Raw genomic sequence first — 19,461 nt, 5'->3', positions numbered from 1 at the left:
GTATGCAGAGGACGATTCATTTACCGCGGTGCCACCTCAGCTTGAGGATGTCTTAAAAAGGGTTTCTGATCCCATGTCTTATATACAGTAATTACATCACTGTATATAGGGCACGTGGTCTAACACTTTTGTGGAGACATCCTCCGCTTTTCAAGTACAGGATTTATATCCTAATACTAATCCTGATAACGGTGGAAGCCGTGTTCCTCTACTAATCGTTCAAGGAACCTCTCACAAGTCCATTCCCCTTTTCATATCGTACCGGTTTCCACCTGCCCCGGCTCTCTGTTACGCATCTAAAAAGGCTACTCCTCTTGATCATCGAATTGTTCATTTATAGTTTTAAAAAACACAAAAAGGGCCCCCATCCAAAAGGACGAGGAACCCGTGGTACCACCTTTATTAGCTCGAAAGCTCACTTTACAGCATCAATTAAGATACCTATCTCAAATAACGATGAGACGTTCCGCCAAAGCCTACTTTGCATTTCGGTTTGGAGCTCAGAAGCCCATTCGCTTAAAGTTGTTCACCGATTTACACCAACCACCGGCTCTCTTTAGAACAAACATTAAGGTACTTTTCTTCTTCAACGCTTTATATTCGTTTTATTATTTATTATCTTAAATTGAACGACGAACTTTGTCAATGATTTTTCAGAAAATTTATTTTCTTACTGTAATCCAGCCACCGTCATCTGTTTCTTTTGCACTTTTTATAACTAAGTAAGCAGAATACCCGCTACTTTCCTGGAATTCATCCGTATAGTTCTTCTCATCAGCTTTTCCAGGAACAATTTCTTTAAAGCGTCTGTACGTTTTCATAAAATCTTCTTTACTGACGCGGCTTTCATAAGCTTTCTCAACACTTTCAAAAAATTTAATCACATCGACAATTTCTTCTGTACTCCAAGTAAAATCTAGTGGGTATTGATATTCCATTTAAGATCACCTTTCATTTAGAGGATGTTCAAAAAGTCTGGTAAAAAAGCTTGCGTATTGCATCAAAGCTCGGTCTCTCCGGTCCTCACGTATTACTACATACGCACGGGTCTCTCGAGATGCACTCCTCGAACTTCTTCCTCCTTTTTGAACACGCTCCTTTATGCATTTTCATTGTATATACTTGCTTGGAACGGCATTATTACTTATTTTGTCCATTTCCTACTTATTTCTTCCGCTTCGGCAATCATCCTTTCGAATAAGTCAGCGGTAGCAGGAATATCACGAATCAACCCAAGAGCTTGTCCAGCCCATCCGAACCCTTCATCTTGTACACCATCATATATATAACGCTTATTAGCCGTGCCGCTTATGTACTCTTTTATTGATTCATACCCCGTATTTCCCTGTTCAATTTTCAGAATTTTTTCTGTCCAGTTATTAGATATAGCTCGGGCAGGCGCTCCGATTGATCGCTTAATTACGACTGTATCATATTCATTTCCCAGAACCAATGATTTTTTATAGACATCACTCGCATGTACGCATTCTTTTGTAGCAATGAATCTCGTACCCATCTCAATTCCTTCTGCACCAAGTGCGAGTGCAGCCATTAAACCTCTACCATCCGCAATGCCTCCTGATGCAATGACTGGTATCGAAACAGCATCTACGACTTGAGGAATTAACACCATTGTACCTATGTCATCCCGTCCAAGATGTCCACCACCTTCCTGACCGACAACCATAACCGCGTCCGCTCCAATCTCTTCTGCTTTTTCCGCCTGTCTTCTAGCTGCAACAAGCACTAGTTTTTTTACATTTTCCCCCTTCAAAAGTTCAAAAAACGGTGTAGGATTTCCCCCAGTTACCGATACAACTTCAATTCCTTCTTTTAGAGCTACTTCGAGCATATTTTCATACGGTCTTCCATGCTGCCCAATCGCAAAATTCACGCCAAATGGTTTGTCTGTCATTGCTTTGGTTTTACGTATTTCATCACGTAGCTGATCTGGTGTACTTAAAGACATGGCGGTGACCTGGCCAAGACCCCCTGCATTCGATACAGCCGCCGCAAGTTCAGCATAAGCTAAGTAGGCAAGCCCCCCCTGGACAATTGGATATTTAATCCCTAATAGATCAGTGACTCTTGTTTTCCATTTCATCTATGTTCCCCCTTTCAAATACAACTACTCTCTTATCAAGTTTAATAAATTATTAATTATTAGACCAGTGTTTACTAATACTATTATCTATACTGTTCTTTCCCTTAATCGATTGTGTTTTCTCATTGAATATTCATTACATAATTATTCTTTTCAAATAATATTACGCATGATATAATTCATATGTTTTCTTAGATTATACTTATAAAGAAGTGGGGTAATAAACAATTGTCACAGAACGAAACTCCCTTATTCACAGCTTTAGTGAACCATGCCAAGAAAAATCCCATTCAATTTCACATACCTGGTCATAAAAAAGGACAGGGAATGGATCCTGAATTCCGTGAATTCATTGGTGATAATGCATTATCGATTGATTTAATTAATATCGCTCCTTTAGATGACCTTCATAGTCCAAAGGGGATAATTAAGCAAGCTCAAGAACTAGCCGCTGAGGCGTTCGGTGCTGATCACACGTTTTTTTCTGTACAAGGAACAAGCGGAGCCATCATGACTATGGTTATGACAGTTTGTGGCCCGGGTGATAAAATACTCGTCCCTAGAAATGTGCATAAGTCGATTATGTCGGCTATTGTTTTTTCTGGTGCGATCCCAATCTTCATAACTCCTGAAATAGATAAGAACCTTGGGATTTCCCATGGAATTACAATAGATTCAGTCGAAAAGGCATTGAGAGAAAATTCAGATGCAAAAGGTCTTCTCGTGATTAACCCGACGTATTTCGGAGTATCTGCTGATTTAAAGAAAATTGTAGAATTGGCACATTCTTATCAAATACCGGTACTTGTTGATGAGGCTCATGGGGTTCATATACATTTCCATGATGAACTACCTTTATCAGCTATGCAAGCAGGCGCTGATATGGCTGCAACAAGCGTCCATAAGCTGGGCGGCTCTATGACACAAAGCTCAATATTAAACGTAAAAGAAGGCCTTGTTTCAGCTAATCGTGTTCAATCAATCATAAGTATGTTAACAACAACATCAACCTCTTATATTCTTCTTGCTTCGCTTGATACTGCAAGAAAGCGTCTAGCAACAGAAGGGTACGAATTGATTGACCGCTCTATTAAGCTAGCTGATCAATTGCGGGCTGACATAAATGAGATTCCATTCCTTCATTGTGTTGGAAAAGAAATTATCGGTTCGCCAGCTACCTTTGATTACGACCCAACCAAACTGATTATTTCAGTTAAAGATCTCGGTATTTCTGGCTATGAGGTCGAGAAATGGTTACGCGAAAAGTACAATATTGAAGTCGAACTTTCTGATTTGTACAACATTCTATGTATTATCACGAATGGTGACACCAAACATGAAGCGGGTATTCTATTGCAAGCATTACAAGGCCTGTCAAAAGAATTTAAGCATCTTGCAACAAGTGGGAATAATCATGTAGAAGTCCTGCTCCCGACAATTCCTGTTCTCTCTCTATCACCCAGAGAAGCTTTTTACTCTGAAACAGAAGTCGTCGCGATTGATGAATCTGTCGGCCGAATCATTTCTGAGTTTATCATGGTATACCCACCAGGAATCCCGATCTTCATTCCAGGCGAAGTAATTACTCAGGAAAACATTGATTACATTAAAGCGAATATGGAAGTTGGACTGCCCGTTCAAGGCCCCGAAGATCCTAACCTTCAATACTTGAGAGTGATAAAGTGAAACTTCCATCAGTGGGTGCCTTCCCCAGCTGATGGTTAGTTGAACCAATCGGGGATTTACAGGCTGTTTACACTCACTTGATTCCTCACAGTAAATGAATATTACAGCCTGTTAAACCGGGATAAAGTGAAACTTCCATAAATAGGTGCCTTTCCCCGCTGATGGTTATCTCGTTCTAGTGTCACTAAATCGCAAACTTACCGTAGATAAAGCGATCTTACAATCTAAGGTTCAATGAACACAGACAAAGAATTCTTCGTCTGTGTGACCAACATGCCCTTAGTGTATTCGAATAATCAATTATTAGAAAAATGAGACTAACCATTTCTGGTTAGTCTCTTATTTTTTATCAGGATCCATATTGAATTTCTACTTCTTCTTCTTTACGGTCGCAATGGTTGCAAAGCGCATAAAGTACACTCACTTTTTCATCTTCGAAATGATCAATCGTTCCATTACATGTTTGACAAACTATTGTACCCATTTCTAAAACTCCCTTCAGATTAAAATGAAAACGCTTTTACAACTTGTTAATACCATAATAATATAACACAATTAATAATTCAAGCATTAATTGTATGTCACATTTATTTTTTATTGTAAACGTGACATACAAAATGGAAAGAGAACATTACGAACTATTACTTTTAATTATTTATGCATCAGATAATTGATTTACGACAATTATTTATTACATGAAGTATCAAACTACTAAACGAGAGTATGCAACTAAATTATTTAGTCTCCTTGTTATTTATTAAAGAATCAACTAAAAAACTCGATGACATTAACTTTTCTTTAAGGTCAAGGAGTTTTAATTTCGTTTGGCTTGATTATTTCGTAGCCATTTTTCTGAATTTCTTTTATAAAAATAAGGATAATTATTGTATCATGTCCCTCTATAGTACCTCTACGTAATCGGTAAAATCGTTTGGAGTAGAACTTGAATAATTGCATAACAAAGTAAACTGACACTGGTAACGATCAATGTTCGTTTATTCGATTTTAGTATGGCCTTACCAATATATATAGCTAAGTATGAAAAAATGAAGAACATAATCACTTTAAACACAGGTTTGTCATGAATTGAAAGCCATTCGACAACAGTATACCCGCTCCATACAATTAATTGGAAAAGAAATACAACATAATTTTTCAAACAATCCAACTCCTGTCAAATGAAATGGTCCGCATTCTATATACCAGAAAACAAAATACCGTTTTATAGAGTCACAAATTTCAAACTTTTTTAAGGAAAGAACCATTTCTACCTTTATCCTCATTCAAACAATTCTAACGCTTTTTTGTATTTTTCTTTATACCACAAAGGCTGTACACCTAATCGAGTGACCCATTATATGTAAGTTATGAAATAATATGATTAGTATTACCCCTAAGATTCCCTATCCTGCTAGATATATTTTTTAAATCCCCATAACAATTTAGGATTTAAAAGGGTAGATCCCCAAAAAACACCTTTACTAACATAAGGTAGTAGGCTTAGGTCATGCATTGTACAAAAAAAGTACACCCGAAATAAATCGGATGTACTTTTTGGTAGTTCTATTATTTTACAATGTGGATAGGCATTCCTAAAGCAACTTCTGCAGCTTCCATTGTAATTTCACCTAAAGATGGGTGAGCATGAATGGTCATTGCGATATCTTCAGCCGTCATGCCAGCTTCGATAGCAAGTCCAAGCTCAGCAACCATATCAGATGCACTTGGACCAGCAATTTGAGCACCGATCACTAAACCATCTTCTTTGCGAGTAATTAGTTTCATAAAACCATCAGTATTATTCAGTGAAAGAGCACGGCCGTTTGCAGCGAATGGGAATTTAGAAGCCTTAGCATCAAGCCCCTCTTCTTTTGCTGATTGCTCAGTGTGACCCACTGTAGCAAGTTCTGGCTCAGAGAATACAACTGCAGGGATTCCCAAATAGTCGATTTCTGAAGCTTCTCCAGCAATTACTTCAGCAGCAATTTTACCTTCATAAGAAGCTTTATGTGCTAATTGAGGACCAGATACAATATCACCAATCGCATAAATGTTTTTAATATTTGTGCGGCATTGTTTATCAATTTCAATTAATCCTCTTTCAGTAAGCTTAATACCTACTTGTTCAAGACCAATTTCATCCGTATTCGGACGACGGCCAACCGTTACTAATACATAATCAGCTTCGACTTTTGATTCTTGACCGTTTACTTCATAAGTTACGACTACACCATTTTCTGTTTCTTCAACGCCTTTTGCAAGAGCTTTTGTAACAATTTCAGCGCCTTTTTTCTTCAAGTTTTTCTTAACCAATGCAGTCATTTGTTTTTCATAACCACCTGAAAGAATATCTTCTGTTCCTTCAAGGATCGTTAATTTCGTACCCATATTTGCATAAGCGCCACCAAGTTCGATTCCAATAACTCCCCCGCCAATTACAACTAGAGAAGCTGGAACTTCTTCAAGCGCAAGAGCACCGGTAGAATTGATAACACGTTTAGAGTATTTAAAAGTAGGCAATTCAATTGGAGTTGAACCAGTAGCAATGATTGCGTTTTTGAATGTATATGTTTGTGCAGACGTTTCAGTCATAACACGAACATTGTTTTCGTCAACAAAATACGCTTCTCCGCTTACAACTTCAATTTTGTTTCCTTTTAAAAGACCACTAACTCCGCCAGTTAATTTATTTACAACGGATGATTTAAAAGCTTGTACTTTTGAAAAGTCCAGTTTTACGTTTTCAGCAGTAATCCCCATATCTTCTGAATGCTTAGCATCATGAAAACGATGTCCTGCTGCAATAAGCGCTTTTGATGGGATACAGCCTACATTTAAGCAAACTCCACCGACCGTTCCTTTTTCAACGACTGTTACTTTTTGTCCAAGTTGTGCGGCACGAATAGCGGCAACATATCCACCAGGACCGGCACCGATGACTAAAGTATCTGTTTCAATTGGAAAATCTCCTACTACCATGTTATTACGCCTCCATTAACAATAGTTCTGGGTCGTTAAGCAATTTTTTAATGTGATTTAATGCATTTTGAGCTGTTGCACCATCAATCATTCGGTGGTCAAAGCTTAATGATAATGATAATACTGGAGCAGCAACTATTTCACCATCACGCACTACAGGTTTCTCTGCAATACGCCCAATTCCTAGGATTGCAACTTCCGGATGGTTGATTACTGGAGTGAACCATTGTCCACCTGCAGAACCGATATTACTAATCGTACAAGAAGCACCTTTCATTTCGTCAGGAGCTAATTTACCGTCACGAGCTTTTGCTCCAAGTTCGTTGATTTCATTTGAAATAGCAAATGTAGATTTGCGATCCGCATCTTTAACAACAGGAACAAGAAGACCTTTCTCAGTGTCAGCAGCAATACCGATATTGTAATAATGCTTATGAACGATTTCACTTGTAGCGTCATCAAGTGATGTGTTAAGCGCAGGGAATTCACGCAATGCACTCGTTAATGCTTTTACAACATAAGGAAGGAATGTAAGTTTGATTCCTTTTTGTGCTGCAACCTCTTTGAATTTCTTACGGTGAGCGACAAGTTTTGTCACTTCGATTTCATCCATTAATGTAACGTGAGGAGCTGTGTGCTTAGAATTCACCATTGCTTTAGCAATCGCTTTTCTGATTCCGCTCATTTTCTCACGAGTTTCTGGATATTGACCTGCAGGAATAGCGATAGCTGCTGCTTTAGTCGTTTCTTTTTCTGCCATCTGAACTGTATCAGGTTGTGTAGCAGCTGGTGCCGTAGAATCGCCAGTTAAGAATGAGTCAATGTCAACTTTAAGGACGCGTCCATTATCTCCACTACCTACAACTTGAAGGATATCTATTCCTTTTTCACGAGCGTATTTACGAACAGATGGCATCGCAATAATACGACGGTTAGAATCTACTTCAGCTTGCACTTCTTGTTTAGGAGCTTCTTCTGTTTTCACTTCTTCAGCTTCTTTAGTACCAGATTCTTCACCATGGTCACCTTTGAATTGAAGATCTTCATACCCTGGAGCGTCAAAAGAGATTAAGATATCCCCTACTATTGCTACAGTTCCTTCTTCTACATGTACTTTTTCAACTGTACCTTCTACTGGTGATGGGATTTCAACAACAGCTTTATCGTTTTGCACTTCGCAAAGCACGTCATCTTCCTGTACTTTATCCCCTGGCTTTACAAACCATTTTACTATTTCACCCTCGTGTATACCTTCACCGATATCAGGGAGTCTAAATTGGAATGCCATTTAGTCTCAACCTCCTATAATTTAATCATACATATTGTCTGGAAAAAAGTAATTTAGCTTTCATAATTCGAGCAATTTTGCATAAAGCCTAAAATCCGGCATCTATAAAATATGTAGGGACCGGATTTTAGTGGACTTTTAGATCATTAGAAGTTTAACACTTTTTTCGCAGTTTCCATAACATCCTTGTAGTTAGGAAGCCAAACTGGCTCAGCTTGTGAAAATGCGAAAACAGTATCTGCTGCTGTTACACGTAATACTGGTGCATCTAGACTAAGAATTGCACGGTCATTAATTTCTGCCACAACGTTCGCCGCGATTCCAGCTTGTTTTTGAGCTTCTTGAACAACAATTGCACGACCTGTTTTTTCAACAGATGCAATGATTGTGTCAATATCAAGTGGTGAAATCGTACGTAGATCGATGACTTCTACTGAATGTCCTTCTTTTTCTAATTCTTCTGCAGCTTTGATTGATTCTTGAACCATAGCGCCGTAAGTAATAATAGAAAGATCTTTTCCTTCACGTTTCACAGAAGCGACGCCTAGAGGAATTGTATATTCTTCTTCAGGCACATCTTCACGGAAAGAGCGATATAATTTCATATGCTCAAGGAAGATGACTGGATCGTTATCACGGATAGAAGAAATCAGCAAACCTTTTGCATCATATGGAGAAGAAGGAATTACTACTTTCAATCCAGGTGTTTGCGCCATTAAACCTTCAAGGCTGTCCGCATGCATTTCTGGTGTGTGCACACCGCCACCGAAAGGAGAACGAATTGTGATTGGTGAATTGTAACGGCCGCCTGAACGGTAACGCATACGTGACATTTGTCCAGCAACAGAATCCATTACTTCAAATAAGAAACCGAAGAATTGGATTTCAGGAACCGGGCGGAATCCTTGTAGTCCAAGACCGATAGCAATACCGCCAATACCCGACTCTGCAAGTGGAGTATCAAATACACGATCTTCGCCAAATTCTTTTTGCAGGTTTTCCGTAGCACGGAATACACCGCCGTTTTTACCAACGTCTTCACCGAAAACAAGAACATTTTCATCGTTTTTTAATTCAGTTCGTAACGCATCTGTAATAGCTTGAATCATCGTCATTTGAGCCATGGCTTACTTCGACTCCTTTTCTTTGTAAATTTCGTATTGTTCTTTCAAGTTGGAAGGCATTTCTTCAAACATATTTGATATTAAATCAGTAACCGTTTGTTTAGGCTCTGCATCTGCAACTTTAATTGCTTCTTTAATATCTTCTTTTGCCTTTTCAATTGTTTCATTCTCTTTCTCTTCATTCCATAAACCTTTAGCTTCAAGGAATTTACGGAAACGAACTAGTGGATCTTTCAATTCCCACTCATTATCAAGATCTGAAGTACGGTAGCGAGTTGGATCATCACCAGCCATTGTATGTGGACCATAACGGTATGTTAATGTTTCGATAAGTGTTGGGCCTTCTCCGTTAATTGCGCGCTCGCGGGCGTCTTTCACAGCTTTGTATACAGCAAGTGGATCCATTCCGTCGACAACAACGCCAGGAATACCAGCAGCAACTGCTTTTTGCGCCAATGTCTTAGATGCTGATTGTTTATCTACAGGCGTAGAAATCGCAAATCGGTTGTTTTGAATAATAAAGATGGCAGGAGCTTTAAATGCACCAGCGAAGTTAATTCCTTCATAGAAGTCACCTTGTGAAGTTCCACCGTCACCTGTATAAGTAATTGCTACCGCTTTAGTACCACGTTTCTTCATTCCAAGAGCAACACCCGCTGCTTGAACGTATTGAGCTCCGATAATGATTTGTGGAGAAATAACATTTACTCCTTCAGGGATTTGATTTCCTTTAAAGTGGCCACGTGAGAATAAGAACGCTTGTGAAAGCGGCAAGCCGTGCCAAATTAATTGTGGAACATCACGATATCCCGGCAGAATGAAGTCTTCTTTTTCAAGTGCAAATTGCGATGCAAGTTGAGAAGCTTCTTGTCCAGCTGTTGGTGCATAGAAACCTAATCTTCCTTGACGGTTTAAAGAGATAGAACGTTGATCAAGAATACGTGTATAAACCATTCTTCTCATCAGTTCTTGTAATTGCTCATCTGTTAACTCAGGCATTGCTGCTTCGTTTACGATTTCGCCTTCTTCATTTAAAATTTGTAATGTTTGAAACTGTTCTTCAACTGTTTCGAACTGTTTCTTGACATCAAAATTAGCTTGGTTTACTTTAGAAGCCATCTGTGCCACCTCATCCTTTCAATAAAAAGGTTATATTTTGTAAAGCATTCTTCATTTCTAAAAGTCTAAATGAAATACCAATGTATTTTTCCCATATAGAGTGAATGCAAACATTCACTGGGTTTTCATTTTCACGATATTCTGTATCAGTAAAAACTAATTATAAAATGATACAATGCTTTATCCATAATTAAGTGTACCTCACCACATAAGCATAGTCAATTACAACGACCAATATTAATGAGCTTTCAAACGATAATTCTTATTAGAAAATTTTATCAACTTCAAAACTGTTATACTATCATTAATATATCTGTACTATAAAAGAATATCTGTTTTACGACAGATGTATGCGCTACCTTTAAAAACCGCTTTCTTCCCCATTTCTTTACATTTTTTCCGACTCCCCTATACTATCATTACACAATTTCATAAATTTATTATATCCATAAAGTGCATTTTCCATCAGCGTGGTTATTCATCCTCCAGCTATTTTCCTTAATTTCACTTTCAAAAATGCGAGGGGTGTTTAAACCTTTTAGATCAGGATAAAAATAATAAAAAACCGCTCAAAATCTGAGTCGGCTTCCTTAGAGAATACAGTTATACTGTCTATTGTTTTACTTAGCTTATTTCGTATCTGAAACTTCAATCTCTGCATCTTTATAGAATTTCTGTTTTTCCTCATTATATTGATTCGTTTTATTATTAAAAGCATCATTTGCTTCAATCACTGTTTGGTAGGTTTGATTAATCATCTCAATTTGTGCTTCTAGTTCATCCATTTTTAAGTTTTCTTTTTGGAAAAGAGTATATAAAGCTTTATCCAAATCTAAGCTTTTCTTATAAGTAGTATAAAGTTTTTCATGCGCCTCATACCGTTCAATCATAGTCACCTTTAATTTTTCTGCTTCTTTTTTTAGGCCCTGATCCTCTATACTTTTAATTTTATCATCGATTTGTTTAAATTTTTCGCGAGAAGCAAGCATGCTTTCACGTTCTTTTTCAATAAACTCTTTTCTTTTTTCAATATTATTGATCGCTTCATTCGAAAGTTTAACAATTTGGTCAAACTCCCTCAAACCAAGTTTAAGAATCGTGTTGTAATACTCTTTTTCTTTATTCTCTAGTTCAGTAATAGGCTGCTGCTGTTCTTCAAAGGTTTTTTCTTTCTTCACAGCCGCTTCGAGTATTTGATATATTTGTTCTTCTGGAGAGTCTTTAGCTGTACATCCCGAAAGGATTCCGCCTAACACTAAACATAACACAGTCCATTTAAAAAATTTAATCATTGCTAAAACTCCCCCTATTCTCTATATAGACTACTATACTGGAAATCGTCAGTTTTTGACAACTAACATCTACTCGTTTATCCCACCCCTTAGCATCAGAAAGCAAATACAAATATGCCCCGTATCTCTTGAATATATGACTTGTCTTAACTCTTTATGAATAGGCAAAAGCCCAGACCAATTTCTCTTCTTCGCATAGGTTGTAAGTACATCGCTCCTTTAGGAATGATGGAATTAACAAAACGGAGGGATCCTTTATGTATTATGGTGGCTACGGAAATGATTGCTGTTATCCAGTTGAGACTTATCCTAGTTATGGGTATGGTGGAGGCGAATGCGGCTTTGGAAATGGATTTGCCTTAATTGTCGTTCTCTTCATTCTATTGATTATCGTCGGTGCTTGTTTGTGCTAACCCACATCGAATCTTTATCTTATTTCGTTTAAAAAAGGAATCGAATAAAATTTAGCTTATTTAAGTACCCTTTCATGGGAAGCTCTATACGTAGTAGCTTCCCCTCATTGCTTCCGTTTTGCGTTACCCAAAACGGAAAGCGCAAAAACTTAACGATACTGTTTTTAACGCATTGACACCATTAACTATTTAGCTAAACTTTGATAAACTATCTTTATCTATACATATACAGCGAATCCTCAATTCAGTGGGGATTATAGCTTGTAAATCTTAGAAACATTTTATCTCTGGATATATTTAAGAAAGAAGGGCGAAAACTATGCTTACAATGAAAGACATCATTAGAGAAGGACATCCAACACTTCGTAAAAAAGCTGCTGAGGTAAGCTTACCGGCTTCTGAGGAAGAACAAGAAATTTTATCAAGCATGCTGGACTATGTTATAAACAGTCAAGACCCTGACAAGGCAAATGAATTCGGACTTCGGCCAGGCGTTGGACTTGCCGCCCCCCAAATTAATGTATCAAAACGGATGATTGCTGTTCATGTCAAGGATTCTGAAGGAAAACAGTATAGTTATGCATTATTTAATCCAAAAATCATCAGACACACAAAAGCTCAAACCTATTTAACCAATGGTGAAGGTTGCTTATCTGTTGATCGTCCTTTCCCCGGATTTGTACCCAGATACGCAAAAATAACCGTTAAAGGTGTGAACTTAAACGGCGAAGAAATATCAGTTAAACTAACAGGTTTGCCCGCTATCGTCTTTCAGCATGAAATTGACCATCTGAATGGTATTATGTTTTTTGATCGAATTAACGAAATCGACCCGTTCGATATTTCAGCTGACGCAACACCGCTTGAGCGATGATGAAGTGAAGTTAAAAAAAAGAGGTTGTCCAATAGATAAATGATCGGACAACCTCTTTTTTTATCCCACATTAACAGGCAGTATGCCCCCACTAATTGAAGTTTCACTTTATATTAGCCCTACTTGGCGAAGGCCAAAAAGGATGCCTTCTTCACTTACATCTTTTGTTATATAATCCGCATGTTTCTTAACCTCGTCCAAAGCATTCCCCATTGCTACGCCATGTCCAACCGTCTCAAGCATTTCAATATCATTCAGTCCATCACCGAATGCATAAACATTTTCCATGGCAAAGCCAGCTTTCTTAACAAACTGTTTAATTCCTTCTGCTTTTGAACCACCAAATGGCAACACATCAATCGATAGATCATGCCAGCGAATAAATTTGAATTTATCGAATTTTCCAGTAATTAGTGCCTCTTCTTCTTCCCTTGTACAAAAGACTAGGCTTTGATATATTTCTTTCCCATGATAGAAATCATCTTGACGTTCCGGATGCGGAAATTTCAATGTACCAATCGCCTCTTCAATTCGATCGCTATGGCTAACATTTGCTTTCATCGTTTTCTCATTCATAAACACAAGAGGTGTCTCTTCATTCTCTCCGGCTATTTCATGTAAACGCTCCAGTTCATTGAATGAAAGGGGATTTTTGTATATCACTTCGTTTTCAAACACAACATATTGACCATTAAAGCTAACAAATGACTCGATGTCCAATTCTTCTCTCAATGATTCAAACATAAATGGGGCTCTTCCAGTTGCAATCGCAACATAAACGCCATTCTCTTGTAGTTGCTTAATAGCAGCCTTTGTCGATGCAGGTAATGTCTTCTCATGATCAAGCAATGTTCCATCTATATCAAAAAATACAATTTTCTGCATATCTACTTCAACACGTCCATTCTATTTTAATAATGTCTTTATCACTTATTTATTTTTTCTTAAAAACGATTCTATAACACTCTTCATACTTATTAAAAACTGCGTTCTAGTATATGTCAAGAATCTTCCATGAAAGAAAATGCCATCATCCATTATTTGGCATCAAGGAATTTTCATACGATGTATATACTATAACTACTTCCTCTATCGGTCAAAGTTGGGTATCAGTGGTTTTTTTAAAATAATTCCTATTATCTGGGAAATATGTATTTACTTTATTAAATTATTCTATACAATAAAAGACAAGGGAGTGATCACCATGTTAAAAAGGCTTCGTAAAAAGCTACGTAAACAATGGAATGATCTTTTAAAAAGGAAATCAATCGCATAAAATTATTTGATATAGCCCTTCAAATACTTGCGAAGGGCTTCTTGCTTGTGTAAAGTGCATTATAGACCCAATGAACGGAAATGAATGGATAGAAGAGGTCTTCGCACATATATTTAATCGTTATAATGTTCACATGATGTACTAAAACATGAAAAAATTGTTTTTTTTATATATAATGAAACAAGCAATTTAAAAAGAAGAGGAGAGAAAGTAATGGTTTTTAAAGTTTACTACCAAGAGAATCTAAATAATGTACCTGTAAGAGAGCATACTCAATCTATTTATGTTGAGGGAGAGTCAACACGAGATGTTCGCGATAAAATAAAGGATTTTCCTTATAATATTGAATATGTTGAGGCAGTTACTGGGGCATATTATGAATATGAAAAGAAAAATAATGAAGATTTTAATGTATTGGAGTTAGGATAATTTATGAAATTTGTAAAAAATGACCAAACAGCCGTTTATGCACTTGGCGGCCTAGGTGAAATCGGTAAGAATACGTATGCAGTACAATTCCAGGATGAAATTATTATCATCGATGCAGGAATTAAATTTCCAGAGGACGAGCTTCTAGGCATCGACTACGTAATTCCAGATTATACGTATTTAGTAAAAAATGTAGATAAGATTAAGGGACTCTTCATTACCCATGGACATGAAGACCATATAGGCGGAATTCCCTATTTACTAAAAGCTATTAACATTCCTGTTTATGGTGGAAAACTAGCATTAGGGTTATTACGCAATAAATTAGAAGAACATGGTCTTCTACGTCAAACGAAATTACATGAAATTCAAGAGGATGACGTGATTAAGTTCCGCAAAACATCTGTTTCGTTTTTCAGAACAACTCACAGTATCCCGGATTCTTATGGGATTGTTGTTAAAACTCCTCCAGGGCAAATTGTCCATACCGGAGACTTTAAATTCGACTTCACACCAGTAGGAGAACCTGCTAATTTAACGAAGATGGCCGAAATCGGAAAAGAAGGCGTTCTATGCCTATTATCTGATAGTACAAATAGTGAGGTTCAGACTTTTACAATGTCAGAACGCCGTGTAGGCGAGAGCATTGATGATATTTTCCGTAAAGTGGAAGGTCGAATTATTTTCGCTACGTTTGCTTCTAACATTCACAGACTGCAACAAGTCGTTGAAGCAGCTGTTAAAAACGGACGGAAGGTCGCAGTTTTTGGTAGAAGTATGGAAGCAGCAATCACAATCGGACAAGATTTAGGGTATATTGTTGCACCAAAAGATACTTTTATCGATGCTCAGCAAATCAATCGACTTCCTGCAAACCGTGTAACAATCCTTTGTACAGGTAGCCAAGGTGAGCCAATGGCTGCTCTATCAAGAATTGCTAATGGCACGCATCGTCAAATTCAAATCATCCCAGGAGATACAGTTGTATTCTCATCTTCACCGATTCCAGGAAATACAATCAGTGTTTCTAGAACGATTAATCAATTATACCGTGCTGGTGCGGACGTGATTAGCGGACCGCTTAGTAACATTCATACGTCAGGTCATGGCGGGCAACAAGAACAAAAGCTGATGCTTCGTTTAATTAAGCCAAAGTACTTCATGCCGATTCACGGTGAATATCGGATGCAAAAATTGCACAGCCAACATGCCATCGACTGCGGTGTTCCAGAAGAAAATTGTTTCATCATGGATAATGGTGAAGTGCTCGCCTTAAGTGAAAATACAGCACAAGTGGCTGGGAAGATCCCTTCAGGATCCGTTTACATTGATGGTAGCGGTATTGGTGATATCGGGAATATTGTACTACGTGACCGTCGTATCCTTTCTGAGGAAGGACTTGTTGTTGTTGTTGTCAGCATCAACATGAAAGACTTCAAGATTGCCGCTGGTCCAGATATCATTTCAAGAGGATTTGTATACATGAGAGAATCAGGTGATTTAATTAACGATGCCCAAGCGCTCATTACAAAGCATCTAAATAAAGTAATGGAACGCAAGACGACTCAATGGTCTGAAATTAAAAACGAAATTACAGACACACTTTCTCCATTCTTGTACGAAAAAACAAAACGCCGTCCAATGATTTTACCAATTATCATGGAAGTATAACAAAATTAATATATAAAAGAGGATGTCCCCTATTTTAGGGGACATCCTCTTTTATTACTGAACATACTATACAATTATTTTTATATGGATCATTTAATTTGTCTGTCCGCAGTTAGCGCAAGCAGCTACAAACGAATCGATCTGGTGGGAAGACCACTTCCATACAACTTGCTCGTCTTACGCTATCCTCTAGGTTGATCAAGGTGCTTTTCACTTTTGTTCTTAATCTACAGTCTTTTTTTCAAAACGGTTAATATCTGAGTCAGCCCCGATGACAATCAAGATATCCCCTTTGTGAATTGGGTCATTTCCTTGAGGTGAGACTATGATTTCTCCCCCTCTTTTTACAGCAACAATATTAATGCCAAAACGCGCCCTAATATCAAGATCAATAATGGTTTTACCTTCCATTTTAGAACTTGCCACAATTTCCACGATGGAATGTTCATCAGACAACTCTAAATAATCAAGAACATTATTCGATACGATGCTATGTGCAATACGCTTCCCCATGTCTCTCTCAGGATGAACAACATGATCTGCACCAATTTTTATCAAAACTTTCTCATGATAATCATTTTGGGCCTTCACTGTAATATTTTCGACGCCTAATTCCTTTAACATCAAAGTCGTCAGGATACTCGATTGAATATTGTCACCAATCGCGACAATCACATGATCGAAATTTCGGATTCCAAGGCTTTTAAGGACATTTTCTTCTGTTGTATCCCCAATAACCGCATGTGAAGCAATCATTGCATATTCATTAACGCGATCCTCATCCATATCAATGGCAAGCACTTCCATGCCCTCCTCAATTAGAGCTCTAACAATACTACCTCCAAATCGGCCAAGCCCGATTACTGCAAATTCTTTTTTCACGAATTCTACCTCCAACAAGCTAACTTGATGCACTGCTATTCTACCATATGATAAGCATGAAAGCTTTTTTCAATTCGAGAAGATGACTGGACTTGCACAGGTTGTGCTGACTTCTGTGTTGCTCGTCATGACGCGCGCGATTTTAACAGTAGGTCATTAATGAACAATGTCACAATTCGCAAGCTTTTTTACCGGACTTTTTAAACATCCCCTTAAAATGAGAATAACACTCATGCCTGTTAATTATTCATTCGATCCTTTAAAAGTTATATAGTGAGTAAGTAGCGTAATTGCTTTTTCTATCGCCTGTTCATCTGGATTTAATTTAGCATGATGCAGTCCATATGTTGAGTTGACACCTAACCAGAACATAAATCCTGGAATTTCCTTCAACATATATCCGAAATCTTCTCCTGTCATCGCTTCATTACAATGATGTACCTGTATTCCAGGTACTTTTTTTGCAAATTCCATAAATTCCGTTGTGAGCTGTTCTTCATTAAACACTTGATGGTACATGGATCCATAATCAATCCATCCCTCACATGCATACCCAGCCTTAATCCCACAGAGAAGCTGTTCAATCCGTGTTTTTACTTTTATCATAGATTCTTCATTCAAGGTACGAATCGTGCCTTCTAGCCTTGCTTTTTCTGCAATTATATTTTGCACACTGCCCCCACTGATTTTCCCAATCGTAACTACTGCTGAATCAAGTGGATTCACGTTTCGAGAAACAATCGATTGCAATTGACCAACAAGTGAACATGCTGCAACAACCATATCATTAGTTTCATGGGGATAAGCAGCATGTCCACCTTTCCCTTTTAACTCAATAAACAGTTCTGACGTATTAGCAAATAATAGGCCTTCTTTTAGCGCAATTGTCCCAACAGGATATTCAGGAGCGATATGCAGAGCCATAATAATATCTGGCTTCCACTTATTCATAGTTTCTGAACTCAACATCGGTTCTGCACCACCAGGACCTTCCTCAGCAGGTTGAAAAATAAACAAAATATGATCATCAATTGGGTTAAAAACAAAATAACTTAATACTCCAAGCGCAATGCTCATATGAAAATCATGACCGCAAGCATGCATATGTTGATCATGTTCTGAAGAAAATGGTAAATCTGTCTCCTCTTTAATCGGTAACCCATCCATATCTGCTCGATAGCCAATTATTTTTTGAGGAGCAAGGCCAATTACTTTTACAAAAATTCCGGTTTCCCATGTTTCCAATTCATATCTGTTCTGCGGCAATGTAGATAAATAATCTAATAAATATTTTTGTGTCTTAACTTCTTTAAAACCGATTTCAGGTATTTTATGAAGGTCTCTACGAATTTTTACAAAAGGATACAGTATTGGCTCTACTTCAGTCATTGATGATTCCCACCTTATACAAGAAAAGCGTGGATCCATGAACCATCCACGCTTTCCTTTCGATATTGTTTCATTTTAGAGAGACTGCTTATAATGACAAGTGAGTGTAAGAAGCCACTTCCTTAAACGTACGCTGACTGCTTATACGTCACAAAAACATACTAGTATGAATCTCATAATTGGCGAAGTTCTTGCATGATTTCTGTTTTCGATTTTGTCTTTTCATCGATGGCTTTAATCACTTTTGCAGGAATACCCGCTGCTACAGAATAAGGAGGTATATCTTGTGTCACTACAGCTCCAGCTGCTACTACAGAACCTTGTCCAATTGTAACGCCTTCAAGAACCACTGCATTTGCACCAATCAGTACATCGTCTTCCAAAATAACTGGTTTTGCCGATGGCGGTTCGACTACACCAGCTATTACTGCTCCGGCACCTACATGACAATTTTTCCCGATGGTGGCACGTCCACCAAGCACTGCATTCATATCAATCATCGTACCTTCTCCAATAACAGCACCGATATTGATAGCAGCCCCCATCATGATTACTGCATGATCACCGATTTGAACCTGATCGCGAATGATGGCACCTGGTTCAATACGCGCTTTAATGTTTTTCATATCGACTAACGGAATCGCAGAATTTCTACGGTCATTTTCAATTACATAGTCGGTAATTTTCCCCTCATATTTATTGATGGCTTCATTTATTTCAGACCATTCTCCAAAGACTGTCCCTACATCTCCGCTAATAAATGTTTTAGCTGAAGGACCAAAATCGATTCCGTCCAAATCACCTTTTATATAAACCTTAACTGGTGTTGATTTCGTGCTGTTTTGGATAAATGAAATAATTTCATGTGCATCCATCATTTTCATGAAAAATCCCCCTAATATGTATGAATCACTGGTCTTAAATTTATCAAAAGT

Annotated in this window: 18 protein-coding genes and 2 other annotated features; of the genes, 5 read left to right on the top strand and 13 right to left on the bottom strand. The window is 37.8% G+C overall.

The window, feature by feature from the left end:
• Positions 1 to 4: 4 nt before the first annotated feature.
• Positions 5 to 331 (bottom strand) — a binding site (T-box leader).
• 38 nt (positions 332 to 369) lie between these two features.
• Positions 370 to 599: a binding site (T-box leader), on the bottom strand.
• Positions 600 to 662: 63 nt separating this feature from the next.
• Together AC1MGI_RS11770 and AC1MGI_RS11765 are read right to left on the bottom strand one after the other, a co-directional pair.
• Complete coding sequence (locus tag AC1MGI_RS11770; RefSeq protein WP_480345431.1) at positions 663 to 938, bottom strand: UPF0223 family protein; 276 nt, start codon at positions 936 to 938, stop codon at positions 663 to 665.
• Between the two features lie 206 nt (positions 939 to 1,144).
• The gene (locus AC1MGI_RS11765) at positions 1,145 to 2,104 is read right to left on the bottom strand and encodes an NAD(P)H-dependent flavin oxidoreductase (RefSeq protein ID WP_480345430.1); all 960 of its coding nucleotides are present in this window, start codon (positions 2,102 to 2,104) and stop codon (positions 1,145 to 1,147) included.
• A gap of 228 nt (positions 2,105 to 2,332) precedes the next feature.
• Between AC1MGI_RS11765 and AC1MGI_RS11760 the strand changes: the two genes are divergently transcribed.
• Positions 2,333 to 3,790: an aminotransferase class I/II-fold pyridoxal phosphate-dependent enzyme gene (locus tag AC1MGI_RS11760; RefSeq protein WP_480345429.1), complete on the top strand. Its 1,458-nt coding sequence runs from the start codon at positions 2,333 to 2,335 to the stop codon at positions 3,788 to 3,790.
• Positions 3,791 to 4,139: 349 nt separating this feature from the next.
• On the opposite strand, the gene AC1MGI_RS11755 is transcribed toward AC1MGI_RS11760, so the two are convergent.
• From AC1MGI_RS11755 to AC1MGI_RS11725, 7 genes are all read right to left on the bottom strand, one after another.
• Positions 4,140 to 4,274, bottom strand: coding sequence for a GapA-binding peptide SR1P (locus tag AC1MGI_RS11755; RefSeq protein WP_480345428.1), 135 nt, complete (start codon positions 4,272 to 4,274; stop codon positions 4,140 to 4,142).
• A 426-nt stretch (positions 4,275 to 4,700) separates the two neighbouring features.
• Positions 4,701 to 4,949 (bottom strand): hypothetical protein, encoded by a 249-nt coding sequence (locus tag AC1MGI_RS11750; RefSeq protein ID WP_480345427.1) that lies wholly within the window; start codon positions 4,947 to 4,949, stop codon positions 4,701 to 4,703.
• 407 nt (positions 4,950 to 5,356) lie between these two features.
• Positions 5,357 to 6,769, bottom strand: coding sequence for a dihydrolipoyl dehydrogenase (gene lpdA / locus AC1MGI_RS11745; RefSeq protein WP_062181612.1), 1,413 nt, complete (start codon positions 6,767 to 6,769; stop codon positions 5,357 to 5,359).
• 4 nt (positions 6,770 to 6,773) lie between these two features.
• Entirely contained in the window at positions 6,774 to 8,057 is a 1,284-nt protein-coding gene (locus AC1MGI_RS11740; protein ID WP_480345426.1) for a dihydrolipoamide acetyltransferase family protein, read from the bottom strand.
• Between the two features lie 146 nt (positions 8,058 to 8,203).
• Positions 8,204 to 9,181: an alpha-ketoacid dehydrogenase subunit beta gene (locus AC1MGI_RS11735; RefSeq protein ID WP_062181627.1), complete on the bottom strand. Its 978-nt coding sequence runs from the start codon at positions 9,179 to 9,181 to the stop codon at positions 8,204 to 8,206.
• A 3-nt stretch (positions 9,182 to 9,184) separates the two neighbouring features.
• Positions 9,185 to 10,300: a pyruvate dehydrogenase (acetyl-transferring) E1 component subunit alpha gene (pdhA, locus tag AC1MGI_RS11730; RefSeq protein WP_062181630.1), complete on the bottom strand. Its 1,116-nt coding sequence runs from the start codon at positions 10,298 to 10,300 to the stop codon at positions 9,185 to 9,187.
• A 629-nt stretch (positions 10,301 to 10,929) separates the two neighbouring features.
• Positions 10,930 to 11,592, bottom strand: a complete 663-nt coding sequence (locus tag AC1MGI_RS11725) for a YkyA family protein (RefSeq protein ID WP_480345425.1) — start codon at positions 11,590 to 11,592, stop codon at positions 10,930 to 10,932.
• 257 nt (positions 11,593 to 11,849) lie between these two features.
• On the opposite strand from AC1MGI_RS11725, the gene AC1MGI_RS11720 reads away from it, so the two are divergent.
• On the top strand, positions 11,850 to 12,005 hold the full coding sequence (locus AC1MGI_RS11720; RefSeq protein ID WP_480345424.1) for a YjcZ family sporulation protein: 156 nt from the start codon (positions 11,850 to 11,852) through the stop codon (positions 12,003 to 12,005).
• A gap of 319 nt (positions 12,006 to 12,324) precedes the next feature.
• On the top strand, positions 12,325 to 12,879 hold the full coding sequence (gene def / locus AC1MGI_RS11715; protein WP_480345423.1) for a peptide deformylase: 555 nt from the start codon (positions 12,325 to 12,327) through the stop codon (positions 12,877 to 12,879).
• Positions 12,880 to 12,987: 108 nt separating this feature from the next.
• Here the strand turns inward: def and AC1MGI_RS11710 are convergent, their stop codons facing one another.
• Positions 12,988 to 13,764 (bottom strand): Cof-type HAD-IIB family hydrolase, encoded by a 777-nt coding sequence (locus AC1MGI_RS11710; protein ID WP_480345422.1) that lies wholly within the window; start codon positions 13,762 to 13,764, stop codon positions 12,988 to 12,990.
• Between the two features lie 604 nt (positions 13,765 to 14,368).
• On the opposite strand from AC1MGI_RS11710, the gene AC1MGI_RS11705 reads away from it, so the two are divergent.
• Positions 14,369 to 14,584 (top strand): DNA-dependent RNA polymerase subunit epsilon, encoded by a 216-nt coding sequence (locus tag AC1MGI_RS11705; protein ID WP_480345421.1) that lies wholly within the window; start codon positions 14,369 to 14,371, stop codon positions 14,582 to 14,584.
• Positions 14,585 to 14,587: 3 nt separating this feature from the next.
• A complete protein-coding gene (gene rnjA / locus AC1MGI_RS11700) occupies positions 14,588 to 16,255 on the top strand; it encodes a ribonuclease J1 (protein ID WP_062181650.1) in 1,668 nt (555 codons plus the stop codon).
• A 222-nt stretch (positions 16,256 to 16,477) separates the two neighbouring features.
• Here rnjA and AC1MGI_RS11695 read toward each other — a convergent pair whose 3' ends face one another.
• From AC1MGI_RS11695 to dapD, 3 genes are all read right to left on the bottom strand, one after another.
• Positions 16,478 to 17,137 (bottom strand): potassium channel family protein, encoded by a 660-nt coding sequence (locus AC1MGI_RS11695; RefSeq protein ID WP_062181653.1) that lies wholly within the window; start codon positions 17,135 to 17,137, stop codon positions 16,478 to 16,480.
• A 243-nt stretch (positions 17,138 to 17,380) separates the two neighbouring features.
• Positions 17,381 to 18,526, bottom strand: coding sequence for an N-acetyldiaminopimelate deacetylase (locus AC1MGI_RS11690; protein ID WP_480345420.1), 1,146 nt, complete (start codon positions 18,524 to 18,526; stop codon positions 17,381 to 17,383).
• Positions 18,527 to 18,699: 173 nt separating this feature from the next.
• The gene (gene dapD / locus AC1MGI_RS11685; protein WP_480345419.1) at positions 18,700 to 19,410 is read right to left on the bottom strand and encodes a 2,3,4,5-tetrahydropyridine-2,6-dicarboxylate N-acetyltransferase; all 711 of its coding nucleotides are present in this window, start codon (positions 19,408 to 19,410) and stop codon (positions 18,700 to 18,702) included.
• Positions 19,411 to 19,461 lie beyond the last annotated feature (51 nt).

The organism is Peribacillus sp. BM1 (assembly GCF_056679975.1).
The sequence above is the reverse complement of the archived record's forward strand: the minus strand, read 5'-3'. Positions and strand labels throughout refer to the sequence as shown.

Excerpts from the sequence above, each read along its gene's own strand:
- AC1MGI_RS11720 (WP_480345424.1), top strand. The coding sequence starts at position 11,850 with ATGTATTATGGTGGCTACGGAAATGATTGCTGTTATCCAGTTGAGACT.
- AC1MGI_RS11705 (WP_480345421.1), top strand. The coding sequence starts at position 14,369 with ATGGTTTTTAAAGTTTACTACCAAGAGAATCTAAATAATGTACCTGTA.
- AC1MGI_RS11725 (WP_480345425.1), bottom strand. The coding sequence starts at position 11,592 with ATGATTAAATTTTTTAAATGGACTGTGTTATGTTTAGTGTTAGGCGGA.
- AC1MGI_RS11755 (WP_480345428.1), bottom strand. The coding sequence starts at position 4,274 with ATGGGTACAATAGTTTGTCAAACATGTAATGGAACGATTGATCATTTC.
- AC1MGI_RS11765 (WP_480345430.1), bottom strand. The coding sequence starts at position 2,104 with ATGAAATGGAAAACAAGAGTCACTGATCTATTAGGGATTAAATATCCA.
- AC1MGI_RS11740 (WP_480345426.1), bottom strand. The coding sequence starts at position 8,057 with ATGGCATTCCAATTTAGACTCCCTGATATCGGTGAAGGTATACACGAG.
- dapD (WP_480345419.1), bottom strand. The coding sequence starts at position 19,410 with ATGAAAATGATGGATGCACATGAAATTATTTCATTTATCCAAAACAGC.
- lpdA (WP_062181612.1), bottom strand. The coding sequence starts at position 6,769 with ATGGTAGTAGGAGATTTTCCAATTGAAACAGATACTTTAGTCATCGGT.
- rnjA (WP_062181650.1), top strand. The coding sequence starts at position 14,588 with ATGAAATTTGTAAAAAATGACCAAACAGCCGTTTATGCACTTGGCGGC.
- AC1MGI_RS11770 (WP_480345431.1), bottom strand. The coding sequence starts at position 938 with ATGGAATATCAATACCCACTAGATTTTACTTGGAGTACAGAAGAAATT.
- AC1MGI_RS11690 (WP_480345420.1), bottom strand. The coding sequence starts at position 18,526 with ATGACTGAAGTAGAGCCAATACTGTATCCTTTTGTAAAAATTCGTAGA.
- pdhA (WP_062181630.1), bottom strand. The coding sequence starts at position 10,300 with ATGGCTTCTAAAGTAAACCAAGCTAATTTTGATGTCAAGAAACAGTTC.
- def (WP_480345423.1), top strand. The coding sequence starts at position 12,325 with ATGCTTACAATGAAAGACATCATTAGAGAAGGACATCCAACACTTCGT.
- AC1MGI_RS11710 (WP_480345422.1), bottom strand. The coding sequence starts at position 13,764 with ATGCAGAAAATTGTATTTTTTGATATAGATGGAACATTGCTTGATCAT.
- AC1MGI_RS11735 (WP_062181627.1), bottom strand. The coding sequence starts at position 9,181 with ATGGCTCAAATGACGATGATTCAAGCTATTACAGATGCGTTACGAACT.